Here is a 13,408-nt window from a genome sequence, read left to right as displayed (position 1 = left end):
GGCACCATTTCGGTGCCTTTTTTATGTTCCTTATTTACGCTTCAACCGATTGATTTTCAGCAACATTTCTAAATTGTCGCTTATGCATCCAAGTTAATGAAGCAATTGTTCCAAGTGATAATACAACGATAAAGATCATGAGTATCCCAATATTTTTCCACATGAAGTTAAAGTCTCCGCTTGATACGACTGCTTTCAATCCTGATACAGAATATGTCATCGGTAACCAAGCATTAAATGGTTGTAAATACTTCGGAATCAACTCTAGCGGGAATGTTCCAGCACTTGTTGTAAGCTGAATAATTAATGTGATGATGGCGATGAAACGCCCTGCATCACCGAATGCTGTTACTAAACATTGAATTAATGAAATAAACGCTAAGCTCGTAACAATACTAAAGAGTATAAAGTATGGAATACTTTGTACTTCTACACCTAACCAGAACAATAATATGACATCTGCTACTATTGCTTGAATAATACCGACTGATAGTAAAACACCAAACTTACTAATAAACCAGCTGAATCCTGATTTCGGAACGCCGACTGTATCGCGTAATGGGTATACGATAGATAATAGTAATGCCCCAACGAATAAACCGAGTGATAAGAAATACGGTGTGAATCCTGTTCCGTAGTTTGGAACTTCCGCCATTTTCTCCGTCTTCACTTTTACTGGGCTTGCAAACATATCATATGTTTTATCCGTTCCTTTTACTTCTCCTGTTTTTTCTGCCCCTTCACCAAGTTTCTCAGCAAGTTCACCTGAACCGTCGTTTACTTTTACGAGTCCGTCAGTCACTTTTCCAGAGCCGTCTGTTAGCTTATTTACTCCGTCGATTAGCTGGGTTGAGCCAGTTGACATTTTATTTAGACCACCATTTAAAGTACCTATGCCTGTTGTTACTTGACTTGAGCCATCCTCTAATTGCGTTATTCCTCCTGTCATTTGGCTTGCTCCTACAGATAATGTACCTAAACCGCCTGTTACTTGACTTGAGCCATCTGCTAATTGAGTTACTCCATCAATTAATTGACCTGACCCGTTATTTAATTTATCTACACCTACTTTGGCATTACTTAATCCTTCACCAAATCCATGAAATTTGCTTACAAATTCGTTTTGCGCATTCAGTAATTTCTCAATACCCTCCGTTAAAGATTGCAATTTCGCTGTATTCGGTAGTTTGTTTTGCGCATCACTTGTTGTTTGAGTTATTTCACCTTTTAATTGTTTTACTTCTTCATTTAATTTATTTGTTCCACCTGCTACTCCAATAGCTTTCTGCTGAACTGTCGCTGTACTTTTCGCCGCATTTGTTATATATGGTTGTAACTTCTCTTGATATTCTTTTGGTAAACTCTCGATTTGCTTTTGCAAATTAGCTACATCTTGCGCTGCAGTTTTTGCATCTCCTGCTGTTGATTGAGTAAATTCATTTAACTGATTTACGTTTTCTGCAGCTCCGTTCATTTTCTCATTTACAGTATTTAATATAGAAGGAACTTTCGCCTGCATTTCCTCTAAACCTACAACAGAATGCTTTACTGTACTATTTAAATCTTGCAAACCATTTTCAATTTTTTGAGAACCTTCTTCTAATTGACTTTGTCCTCCAACAAGCTTTTCCATACCGTTCGCTAATTCATTCGTTCCTGTTTTTAATTCACCTGATTTATTTGCTAATGTATTCAAACCATCAGTTACTTTCTGAGACCCATCTTGCAATTTCCCTATACCTATCTGCATTTCACCCGTTTTGCTATTTAACGTATTTAAACCTGTTGTTACTTTTCCTGACCCATCTACTAATTTATTAGATCCATCTGCTAATTTCTGAACTCCATCCTTCATCTCCCCAGACTTCCCTTGAAGTGTATGGAGTCCATCCGTCACTTTACTTGATCCATCATGCAACTCACTAGCTCCATCATGTAACTTATTTGCTCCGTCCGCTCCATCTGCTAATCCTTTTGAGACGTCCTTAATGGAATCAAACATTTTCTCTGCATATGTTTTCGTTAACGTGCTTGATACTTCACCTTTAATTTTTTCAATTGCTGTTCCGCCAATTTGTGAAGATAAGAAGTTTAAACTTTCATTTGGAATGTATTCTAAGTTTAATGGTTTCGGATCGTCTTTTAATAACGTTGTAGCGTTACTTGAGAAGTCATCTGGAATACGTACTAACATGTAATACTTTCTGCCTTCCATTCCCTCTTTCGCTTCTCTTTCACTTACAAATTCCCATTTAAAACTTTTATTATCTTTTAAGTTATCAACGAGCCCTTTCCCGACCTCAATTGGTTTCCCATCAAGTTCTGCACCTTTATCTAAATTGACTACCGCAACTGGCAAGTCATCTAGCTGTTCATACGGATCCCAAAAGGCCCATAAAAACATACCCGCATATAAAATCGGTACAAATAAAACCGCAATGATTGGGATTAATATTTTTTTACTTTTTATAATCTCTGCAAATTCTTTACTAAGCAACTTATGCCATTTCATAATTTATCCCCCTTTTTTAAAATGACCAAAATTCATTTATGGTCATTTTTACCCAAATAAAAAGGCTATATCTGTTCATACATATGCCTTATCCCCGAATTTATACTATGCACATTTTCATCTACATGATTATATTTAACCATCCTCCTTATACGATTGACCAATTTGTTCAATTAGTCATTTTTTTATAATAATAAAAGGATTATCTTAATTTGACAATCCTTTTAGTAAATAAAGTTCGAATAATTCTGAGATTTTTTCTTTTTCTAACGGTTCATGATTTTTTTCCCAATCAAAAATAAGCGATACGTATAGGCGAAGCATAATAAACGCTGTAATTTCTGGATCACATTTGCTAATTTCACCTTTTTCAATTGCAATCTCTAAATAAGATTGAATAACAGAAACGATTTCCACATCTACTTGTTGCATCACTTCTTGTACTTCTTTCGTTCCCATATCGCGCTCTTCTTGAATTAATTTAATCATGAGCTGATGTTCTTTTCTAAATTCTAATATGCTATATAATGCTCTATGTACATTTTCAAAAAATGAAATATCTGAACGAATTGCGTCTTTTGCGACTTGCTTCATTTCTGTAATTAAATTAGAAATAATTTCACCAAATAGTTCTTCTTTATTTTTGAAAAAAGTATAAATTGTTCCTTTTCCTACATTCGCTAACTTCGCAACTTGATCCATCGTCGTCGCCTTATAACCGAATGCTGAAAAAGACTTTGTTGCAGCTTCAATAATAGAACGTTTTCGATCTATCGCCACATCGTCACCTCCAAAAATGACCAATTGGATAATATAGTCAATCAGTACATCTTTGATATTACCACACGCTTACATTCTAGACAAGTTCTCTTTTTTATTATTTCCAGTATAAAAAAATTCCAGTCAAGTTATATAATACTGTCATAGTGTATCAGAAGAAAAGAGAAAAAGAAAAGGTGTTCTTAAGATATATGATTAAACCTTACTTAACGACAACAAATTTCCCTTTTTTCAAATAATCAAATAAAAAAACAAGAAAATCTTTACATTTAATAGTAATATAGAAAATAGACAAGTTTATCAAAATAGTGGAGGCTTTTTCAGTCATGATGCGTGCGCTTCGTTTAAATATAAAGCAAGCTTTTTGTAGTCGTATTTCTTTAATTATTATGTTTAGTGGATTCGTTCTTATTTGTATTTATCACTATTACTATGTAATTCGTTATTTAGGAGACGCAGCGAGTGGACCTATTTCAACAGATATAAAATGGATCGGATTTCGTGACAATGAAATGGATGTTTATTTATTATTAATGCCAGTTATTGCGAGTTTCCCCTTTAGTACAAGTTACAATTCGGATAAGTCAGATGGTTTTAAACCGTTTGTGAGTAAGGGAATTTCTATATTTCCTTATTCAGTAATGAAATATATCGTTACGTTTTTTTGCGGAGGATTTCTTTATACATTTCCATTCATCTTATCGTTATTATTTTGCAAATTAACCATTCCAGACGGAACACCTACGATTGGTTCAGGCATCATAAATGCTGATGGAATGTTCGCAAACCTATATTTCGATGCGCCTCTCACTTACATTACTGTATATATCGGAATTAATTTTTTATTTGCAGGTTTAATGGCTCTTTTAGGACTTGCTGCATCTGTATGGTCACAAAAGGACTATATGGCAATTCTCTTTCCATTTGCAGTTGCCTCCATTCCTTACGTCCTGCTAAATACAATATTTCCTTCAATAGGCGGAGCACCTATTCATTTATATGATCCGAAACAACCATTGCAAGGCATGTCACCGTACATTTTAACGATGCAATGTGCTTTCTTCCTTCTCGTTAGCTTATTTATGTATATACAAGGAGTAAAGCGGGATAGAAAAAAATATAGAAGAAGACTGCAAAAAAGAGATCGGTGTAGAAAAGCGTTTCAAGCAATTTCGGACTAAATAATTGAACGAATAAGAGCGTAATTCCCTAAGTTAGCTTAGAGAATTACGCTCTTATTATCATTTACATTTATCAATCTTATATTTTCAATACTCATATAATCCTCTCCCCTTTACGGCGTACCTGCCAATCCCCATAAAATAACGATCGCCGCAAAATAAATCGCTTTAATAGCTACCACTAAACATAATGCAATAATTGCATATTTACTTAATTCTCTTCTTGCACCGATTAAAGTAAAAATAACCGCCAAACTAAACGTTATATAGGAAGTTGCGGTATTTATTAAATAATACATACTATCTAGAGTCTGTGTAAGCCCTGTTATATCAGCTACAAACTGAAGCATGACGATCGTACTAAAAAAAATTGCAAGCTGATTCATTAATTTCCCGTTTATTCGGGCTACCATATGTCTACACCTCCCTGTATTAAAGAATGAATATTCAATCTATTTTATCATAAAAATCCCTAATAATGTAAAAGAACGCTTAGTATATTTCTAAGCGTTCTTTCTCGACTATTTAAGAAGCCTTCTTCAAATCAATTTGAACAAGTACTGGATCGTGGTCACTTACACGTCCATGCTCTTTCATAATGTTTGAGTTTAAGTGCACTGGATCTACAATTGTGTATGGTGCGATGTTGTTTGTTACTAAAATATGATCTAACACTTGTGCATTTCCTTCATGAATGTACGTGTAGCGGTTCTCTTTCGGCACTGTGTTTAACATATTTTTCAAGATTGTTCCTTCTAGTGCTTTTAGTGGTTTAGCGAACTCAAAATCGTTCATATCCCCTAACACAACAACTGGTGCATTCGTGTTCTTTTTCTGAATTCCTTGTACGAAGTGATTTACTTCTTGCGCTAACTGAATTCGTTTTTCTTCACTCTTTAATACGAGCGGCTGCACTTTTCCAAATGGCGTTGCATCTCCTATTTTTGAGTTTAAGTGATTTGCAACGACAACAACGTTTTGTCCTTGGAACGTAAATTCTGCTGCAAGCGGTTTACGTGTACTTTCAAATAATGAACTTTCGTCTCCAATGCGAACAACATTTTTATCAAGTAACTTCGGTACTGCTGCTAATTTCACGCGTGATGGGTTGTAGAAGAAACCGACGCGAATATTAGCTCCTGGTGCTCCTCCGTCTAGATTATTGTTCGGAGCAATTTCTACATACTCATACTTTGGTCCACGAATTTCTAGAACTGCATCAATGATACGTTTTGCACTTAATGAAGCATCTGTTGTACCGTCATTAATTGATCCATTGTTATCTTGCATTTCCTCTACACCGATAATATCTGGTATTTTTAAATTGTATTTAATAGAATACGCTAACGCTTTTACTTTTTCATCTGTTGTTTCTTTTTTATTCGCCGAGAAATTTTCAATGTTATATGTAGCAACTGTTAACTTATCAAGACGAGGCTGAATATTTGCCCCTACTTGCTTAAATCCGCCGTCCACTACAGATGGTAATTCCGTTATTGGCGCAATGCGGAACGAACCGTAATCATATCCGACTACCCCTGTTATATCTCCAGTAAAAGTATCTCCTACTTTTGCTACATAATCACGAGGTACTTTTACAGAAAGACGTTCTGGGTTTAATTGATTTTCATCTAATACAGGTGTGCCATATTTCGTTACGACTTTATTCCCGCCATTTTCTACTGTTACATATAAATTCCCGTTTTTCTGAGGGGCAATAATTTTTGGCGTTGGCATCGTAACGCGCATACCTTCTACACTTTCATAAAAGTCGATTGCATCTTCATTTGGATCAAATAAACCGAATGCATCATTATCGATAATTTGATCAGGAATTTTCACACCGTTTTCTCCAAGTACAATCGGCGCTGGTAAAGGTTGATCTTTTGCGATGACAGCAACGCGGCTCGCTTTAATTTCCGTCGTCGTTAAATCTGTGTCAAACCTTTCTGCATATCCAGGCCCAACATATTCTTCTACTTCTCCATCAACTTGGACAAGATCTCCTACTGCTACATTCACATCTTTTTTGTATACGTAAATACCTTCAGAAGTAGCTGGATCATTATCCGGCTGATTATCTTCTATATAAAAACCATTTTTATCAAGCGCTGTGACAACGCCTTCCACATTGTTTACTTTCTTCCCATTGTAAGGAGAAATATGTGATTTCCCTTGAATATCATGAATACGAACTGGTTCATTTGTTACGATTATAAATGAAAATGTCGAAACTGCTGAAGAAGTAAGCCCTTCTTTTTCAGCGATTGCTTTCACTACACTATTTTCATTCACTACAATTTGTCCGTTATAACGAACACTTTTGTTTGTAGGATTAGAGCCATCTAACGTATAGTAGATTGTTGCTCCTTCTGTATTCGTTGTTAATGTTACTGCTGTTCCTTTTGCAACTTCCCCACCATTTGGTGATGCCACTACATCGCTAACGCGGTTTTGTTCTTCTCCTTGAAACTTATGAGCTGTTACTGATTTTAAACCTGGGCTACCGAAATATAACTCAAGCGTCCCTGTCAACCTAACTTTCTTCCCGATATTTTCAGGATGGTCTTTCACATTTACTGCCAATCTCACATCGCCTTTTGGCAATTGAACAGGCATGATTTTGTCTGGATTCGTTTCGTTTGGCGAATCGGCAATTGCCACGTTTGTGTCGTCAAACTTAGCCGGATCTTTCGTGTATTTAGAAGGACTTTGCGTATACCCAACGATATATCCTTCCACTATCCCCTTCGTTTTCCCTTGCTGCTTAAATACTTGAATTGCTTTTTCTACTGACATAGAAGTAGTTTCTTCCGCCTGCGCTAAAGTTCCAGTAAATGAAAGCAATAACATCAATGATAAAAAGACACTTAATAATTTCTTCACAGCCATTTCCCTCTCCCTATTTCATATTTTCTCAACATTTCTATCATATCAAATGATTCGTTATATAGAACTATATTTCGACAAGTTTTACACAAAATTTATTTAATTTACAAGTTTTCAAACTATAATACAAAATAACTTATATAGGTTTATTGACTAAAGGTATTTTATCCAATAAACAAAACGCCTTCAATATAATTGAAGGCGTTTTGTTTGAAATATTTTAATGTGCGACTAATTTAGTCTCCATTACTTTCTCTAAATGAAATAACACACGTTTCGCCGCTAACTCACCTTGCTCAATACAAGCCGGAAGACCAGAACCAGCGTAAGAACTACCTGCCAAATACACACCTGGCAATTCTTCCTCCATAAATGTTGTGAGCTTTTTCATTCGCTCTTTATGGCCTACTGTATATTGAGGCATCGCTTCTTTCCAGCGGCTTACAATTGTAAACTCTGGATCCTCTGTAATATCCATTGTCTTTTGTAAGTCTTCGAGTACGAGCTGCACAATTTCTTCGTCAGTTTGTTCGACAATCGCTTCATCACCTGGGCGTCCGACGTAACAGCGAAGAAGCGTTTTTCCTTCTGGCGTTGTATGTGGCCATTTTTTGTGTGTCCACGTACACGCTGTAATTGTATAATCACTATTTCTTGATACGACAAATCCGGTACCATCAATATCACGCTGAATTGCAGAATTTTGGAAAGCAAGTGCCACGTTTGCAACTGATGTAGACGGAATGTTACGGAAGAAACGAAACTGCTTATACTGCGCAAACATAGATGGCAATACTTTATGCGGCGTCGTAACTACAATCGCGTCTGCTTCCATTTCTTTTCCGTTACTAAGCGTAATCGTATAACTATCACCAAGTTTTGCAACCTTTTCGATACGAGTTCCCTTCATTATCATATCATTAGGAATCTTCGTTTCAAGAGATTCTACTATAGATTCTAAACCGGTTTTCACAGTTTTAAATATTCCTTTTTTCAATTCAGCCTTCTCTTGCTTTGGAGCGAGCGTACGCATACCGAGTGAAATACTACGGTGCTCCTGTTCAATTTGATAAATTTGAGGGAATGTTGACATTAAACTCATTTCATCAATATCCCCTGCATAAATACCAGATAATAATGGCTCAATTAAATTTTCAACGACTTCATTTCCAAGACGATGCCTGAAAAACTGCCCGAGTGATTGATCAGAAACTGGTTTTGATCTAGGCATTAATAAGTCAAAACCAGCTCTTAGTTTACCAATTGGGGAGAACAATCCGGAAAATAGAAACGGCGTAATTTGCGTTGGAATTCCCATCATTGAACCGCTCGGCATTTTATGTAACCGATTGTTTACGAGAACGAACGATTGACCGGCCTTATTATTTACAAGTTCATCGCCAAGTCCTAATTCTTTCACTAATTTAGCTGCACTCTCTTTTCTTGCTAAGAAAGAATCAGGGCCACGTTCAATTGTAAATCCATCTTTTTGAACGGTTTGAATTTTCCCGCCAAGTTTACCGGACGCTTCTATAAGCAATGCATCTATCGGCAAGTTTTTTTCACGAATTTCTTTTTGTAAGTTATACATTGTTGTTAATCCTGTGATGCCACCGCCGATGATCACAACTTTTTTCCTCAAGTAAGCTCCCCCTTTCTACTTACATTACAGATTCTTTTTTCTTTAATACTACATCTGCTAAACAGTCGATAAATGAGTCCGACGCATTAGGCATTTCGGGACGATAATATTTCGCGCCAATTTCATCCGTTACAACTTTACACTCAAAGTCATTGTCATATAAAACTTCTAAATGTTCCGCAACAAATCCAACTGGTGCATATACGAATGAACTGTAGCCGTATTTTTCATTTAGTTCTCTCGTTAAATCTTGTACATCTGGACCAATCCAAGGGTCTGGTGTATTTCCGGCACTTTGCCAACCTACTGCATAATTTGCTACTTCAGCACCACGTGCAATATAGTCAGCTGTTTCGTTTAATTGATCCGGGTATGGATCGCCGAGTGCGATAATTTTTTCTGGTAAGCTATGTGCAGATACGATTAACACTGCTTTTTCACGTTCTGCTTCTGACATACCGTTATATATACCTTTCACTGCATCGACCCAATACTGAATAAATTTCGGTTCTTTATACCAGCTATCGATGCCGTGAATTGTTAAGTTTCCAAGTTTTCCTGCTTCTTCTTGCGCTCGTCCTACATACGACTTCACGCTAAAAGTAGAATAGTGAGGGGCAAGAACGAGTGCAATTGCATCTTCTATTCCATCTTTATGCATAGCTTGTACTGCATCTTCAATGAACGGTTCAATATGTTTTAAACCAAGATACATGTGGTACTCTACTTCATCTTGTATTTCATTTAAACGTGTCTCTAACTTTTTAGCTTGCTCTAATGTAATAGTAGCTAAAGGAGAAATACCACCAATTGCACGGTAACGCTCTGTTAAATCTTCTAGCATTTCAGGACTTGGCTTTCTTCCTCTGCGAATATGTGTATAGTAACGTTCAATATCTTCTTCTTTATATGGCGTTCCGTATGCCATTACAAGCAAACCAATTTTCTTTTTCATACAGACAATCTCCTTTACTTCGCTAACTGTTCTTTAGAGTACTCATGAATAAATGTAGTTAAGCGTTTTAATGTATCTGGATTTACTTCTGGGAATACGCCATGACCTAAGTTAAAGATATAACCTGGCTGCTTCATCCCTTGATCTAAAATACCTTTTACATGTTCTTCAATAACAGGCCAAGGTGCTAATAAGAATGAAGGATCCATATTTCCTTGTACCGCCTTGTGAACACCACGTGCGCGTGCTTCTTCAATCGGTAAGCGCCAATCTAAACCTACTACATCAAGCGGTAAGTCGTGCCATTCATTCACTAAATGTGCAGCACCTACGCCGTGCATAATCATTGGAACACCCATCGGGCGAACTTCTGCAAAAATACGCTCCATCGCTGGTTTAATAAATATACGGTAATCCGCTACATTTACTGCTCCAACCCAAGAATCGAAAATTTGAACCGCTTTTGCTCCTGCATTAATTTGCGCTTTTAAATATGTAATAACCATATCTGCTAGCTTATCCATTAATGCGAACCAAGCTTTCGGCTCTGCATACATAAACGCTTTCGTATTATGATAGTTACGAGAAGGGCCGCCTTCAATCATATAGCTCGCTAACGTAAATGGAGCTCCTGAAAAACCGATTAACGGTACATCTAACATTTCTGTCGTTAATAAACGAATTGTATCTAGTATGTAAGGTACGTCATCTTCTGGATTGATTTCCCCTAATTTTTCTACGTCTTGTAAAGAACGGATTGGATTATCGATAACTGGACCAATGCCAGATTTAATTTCCACATCAACACCAATTGCAGGTAGTGGTGACATAATATCTTTATAAAGAATTGCTGCGTCTACGTTATATTGATCAACTGGCAACTTTGTAACGTAAGCGCACAACTCTGGATTATGTGTAATTTCAAATAAAGAATATTTCTCTTTTATCTTTCTATATTCCGGCTGTGAACGACCTGCTTGACGCATATACCATGCTGGTACATACTCTGTACGTTCCCCCCTACATGCTTTTAAAAATGTCTCATTTATAGTTCTTACCAAGACCCTAGCTCCCTTCCTTACCAATGCTTTTTCTTTAAATATGCTCTATTCCGATATTTATCTTTTTTTACTATACAGCTTGTAAAAACAAAATGCATAACATTATGTACGTTGTTCATTAAATTGACACAAACGTTCGTAAAAACGTTTACTATTTTCACAACATTCTTATTATAGCACAGAGAAAAACTACGGTTTAGCTACTTTTGACTTTTCTCCTTCACGGTTCGTTTGTGTGTTATATGGCACAACGTAAAAACTTGGTTTTGAGAATATATTAATAAACTTCTCCTCATATTTCCCCGTTCCTTTTGCCGTTCCAACGTGAGTATGAATTCCTTTTTCAACTTTATAAATCCGATACATAATTCGCTCATCAGGAAGCGGCGTCCAGCTTAGTTTCATTGCAAATAAACCGAAAGGACTAAATGCTAGTTTTGCTTCCACGTTTTGAATCTTATCTAAACGAATTGGCAGTCCAATTGTTTCAACACCTTTTGGCCTATGAAAACTCGCTTTATCTTGTATGTTTGCTTTCGTTAAAATCTTTTTAAATAACATCGTTGCAGATGCATTTCCATCTTGTAATTGATGCTCTTTATCGGTGCGGTCATAGCCAATCCAAACTGCACCTACTAAATTCGGTGTATATCCAACGAACCACATATCACGCGCACCATTGTCATCATTCGGCAATGAAGTTGTGCCTGTTTTTCCAGCTAAAGCTCCATTATATACGCCAGCTTTCGCCGTACCTTCTTTCACAACTCCTTCAAGCATCTTTGTCATATACCATGCCGTTTGCTTCGAAAAGACTTTCGTTTCAGCTTTTGATGATTCTCCAATAACCGCCCCGTGTCTATTTAATACTTTATCGATAACGTGCGGTTCGATAATATTCCCGTTTGCTAAAAAAGATCGGTACATTTTGACAAGATCAAATGGAGACACACCATTTTTTAGCCCGCCAAGTGCTGTGCTTAAACCTGAGTCCGCAATATGAACATTCCCTTTCTCTAAATATTGCTTTCCCTCATCTACCCCTAATTCATTTAATAAAGATACAGCTGGCACATTTGCTGATTCTAATACCGCATCGTACATCGTCATCTCTTTCGTATACTCATGATTATAATTTCGAGGTTCATAACCTTCAAACGAACTTTTTTCATTCGTTAATAAAGAATATGGATTATATTTCTTCGTCTCAAGTGCAGGTCCATATACGATAAGCGGCTTTAAAACAGAACCAGGCTGCCGCTTTGCAAAAACGCGATTAAGCCCTCTCGGAACATACTCTCTTCCGCCAATCGCGGCTTTAATTCCGCCAGTCTGATTATCCATTAATAAAAATGCACCTTGCGCCCCGTTTTCTTTACCAGGGAAATTTCTCGCATCTTGAAACTGGTTATATGCTACCTTTTGAACTTTTTCATCCATCGGTACGACAAACGTATATCCTCCGCGCAGTACTTCTTGATGCGATAAACCATATAAACGCGCCGCTTCATCTATAACCATATCGATATACGGCATATATGCGAGTTCACGTTCATCTGAATTTTTATAAAGAGCTATTGTTTTCCCTTGGTAACGAACACTATCTTCCGCTGTTAAATAGCCTTGTTTATGCATAAGTGACAAAACAAGATCACGGCGCCCTTTACTCTTTTCTAGGGATAAGTACGGTGAATAGCCATTTGGCGCTTTCGGAAGCCCTGCAAGCATAGCTCCCTCTTCCACTGTTAAATCTTCTACATTTTTATTAAAATACAACTTTGCTGCCGCTTGAATACCATATGCCCCATGACCGAAATAAATATGGTTCATATACATTTCAAGAATTTGCTGCTTCGTATATTTTTGCTCTAATTGAAGAGAAATTGCGACCTCTTTCAATTTGCGCGTAAATGTTTTTTCGCGAGTTAAAAAGACGTTTTTAGCTAGTTGCTGCGTAATCGTACTACCGCCTTCTACCTTCTCTCCAGCTAACGCGTCTTTATAAAGCGCCCGAAATATAGAAGGGTAATCAATTCCTTGATGCTCATAAAAACGAGAATCTTCCACAGCAATAAATGCTTGCTGCACGTACTTTGGAATTTCTTCAATCGGCACGAGCTCTCTATTTTCTACATATAACTTCGTAATTTCTTTTCCTTTCTGGTCAACGATACGTGATGAAGAGTGGAAAACAAGCTGCTTTTCATCCATCATATAGCCACCAGTTAACACAATAAGTTTATAGAGTACAATCGCTACTACGAACGTTGCTACCCCGCCTAATAAAGTCCACTTTGCTTTCTTCATACATCGGCCTTCTTTCCAAATGATGGTACATTTATTATTTGAAAAAGAAGTATCTTTATGTATATAATCTTCGAAGTTTTT

9 protein-coding genes are annotated in these 13,408 nt (G+C 36.8%); 1 reads left to right on the top strand and 8 read right to left on the bottom strand.

Annotated elements, in window-relative coordinates:
• Window positions 1–34: 34 nt before the first annotated feature.
• Both NSQ69_RS05720 and NSQ69_RS05715 read right to left on the bottom strand, forming a co-directional pair.
• On the bottom strand, window positions 35–2,512 hold the full coding sequence (locus tag NSQ69_RS05720) for a YhgE/Pip domain-containing protein (RefSeq protein WP_078206367.1): 2,478 nt from the start codon (window positions 2,510–2,512) through the stop codon (window positions 35–37).
• A gap of 207 nt (window positions 2,513–2,719) precedes the next feature.
• A complete protein-coding gene (locus NSQ69_RS05715) occupies window positions 2,720–3,292 on the bottom strand; it encodes a TetR/AcrR family transcriptional regulator (protein WP_002168940.1) in 573 nt (190 codons plus the stop codon).
• Between the two features lie 326 nt (window positions 3,293–3,618).
• Here NSQ69_RS05715 and NSQ69_RS05710 point away from each other — a divergent pair, with 326 nt between their 5' ends.
• Window positions 3,619–4,473: a hypothetical protein gene (locus NSQ69_RS05710; RefSeq protein ID WP_046956969.1), complete on the top strand. Its 855-nt coding sequence runs from the start codon at window positions 3,619–3,621 to the stop codon at window positions 4,471–4,473.
• Between the two features lie 113 nt (window positions 4,474–4,586).
• On the opposite strand, the gene NSQ69_RS05705 is transcribed toward NSQ69_RS05710, so the two are convergent.
• From NSQ69_RS05705 to NSQ69_RS05680, 6 genes are all read right to left on the bottom strand, one after another.
• On the bottom strand, window positions 4,587–4,886 hold the full coding sequence (locus tag NSQ69_RS05705) for a hypothetical protein (protein WP_002168944.1): 300 nt from the start codon (window positions 4,884–4,886) through the stop codon (window positions 4,587–4,589).
• 112 nt (window positions 4,887–4,998) lie between these two features.
• Window positions 4,999–7,365, bottom strand: a complete 2,367-nt coding sequence (locus tag NSQ69_RS05700) for a DUF6359 domain-containing protein (RefSeq protein WP_341099018.1) — start codon at window positions 7,363–7,365, stop codon at window positions 4,999–5,001.
• Between the two features lie 217 nt (window positions 7,366–7,582).
• Entirely contained in the window at window positions 7,583–9,004 is a 1,422-nt protein-coding gene (hemY, locus tag NSQ69_RS05695; RefSeq protein ID WP_078202949.1) for a protoporphyrinogen oxidase, read from the bottom strand.
• 19 nt (window positions 9,005–9,023) lie between these two features.
• On the bottom strand, window positions 9,024–9,959 hold the full coding sequence (gene hemH, locus NSQ69_RS05690; RefSeq protein ID WP_078202948.1) for a ferrochelatase: 936 nt from the start codon (window positions 9,957–9,959) through the stop codon (window positions 9,024–9,026).
• 14 nt (window positions 9,960–9,973) lie between these two features.
• Window positions 9,974–11,020 (bottom strand): uroporphyrinogen decarboxylase, encoded by a 1,047-nt coding sequence (gene hemE, locus NSQ69_RS05685; RefSeq protein WP_078202947.1) that lies wholly within the window; start codon window positions 11,018–11,020, stop codon window positions 9,974–9,976.
• A gap of 189 nt (window positions 11,021–11,209) precedes the next feature.
• Window positions 11,210–13,327 carry a transglycosylase domain-containing protein gene (locus tag NSQ69_RS05680; protein WP_002011154.1) on the bottom strand — a complete coding sequence of 706 codons (2,118 nt, stop codon included), beginning with the start codon at window positions 13,325–13,327 and terminating at the stop codon, window positions 11,210–11,212.
• Window positions 13,328–13,408: the final 81 nt, after the last annotated feature.

It is taken from the genome of Bacillus sp. FSL R10-2201 (genome assembly GCF_038008665.1).
GTDB lineage: Bacteria > Bacillota > Bacilli > Bacillales > Bacillaceae_G > Bacillus_A > Bacillus_A mycoides.
The sequence above is the reverse complement of the archived record's forward strand: the minus strand, read 5'-3'. Positions and strand labels throughout refer to the sequence as shown.

Coding starts and splice junctions, on each gene's coding strand:
- NSQ69_RS05720 (WP_078206367.1), bottom strand. CDS start 2,512: ATGAAATGGCATAAGTTGCTTAGTAAAGAATTTGCAGAGATTATAAAA.
- NSQ69_RS05710 (WP_046956969.1), top strand. CDS start 3,619: ATGATGCGTGCGCTTCGTTTAAATATAAAGCAAGCTTTTTGTAGTCGT.
- NSQ69_RS05705 (WP_002168944.1), bottom strand. CDS start 4,886: ATGGTAGCCCGAATAAACGGGAAATTAATGAATCAGCTTGCAATTTTT.
- NSQ69_RS05700 (WP_341099018.1), bottom strand. CDS start 7,365: ATGGCTGTGAAGAAATTATTAAGTGTCTTTTTATCATTGATGTTATTG.
- hemH (WP_078202948.1), bottom strand. CDS start 9,959: ATGAAAAAGAAAATTGGTTTGCTTGTAATGGCATACGGAACGCCATAT.
- NSQ69_RS05680 (WP_002011154.1), bottom strand. CDS start 13,327: ATGAAGAAAGCAAAGTGGACTTTATTAGGCGGGGTAGCAACGTTCGTA.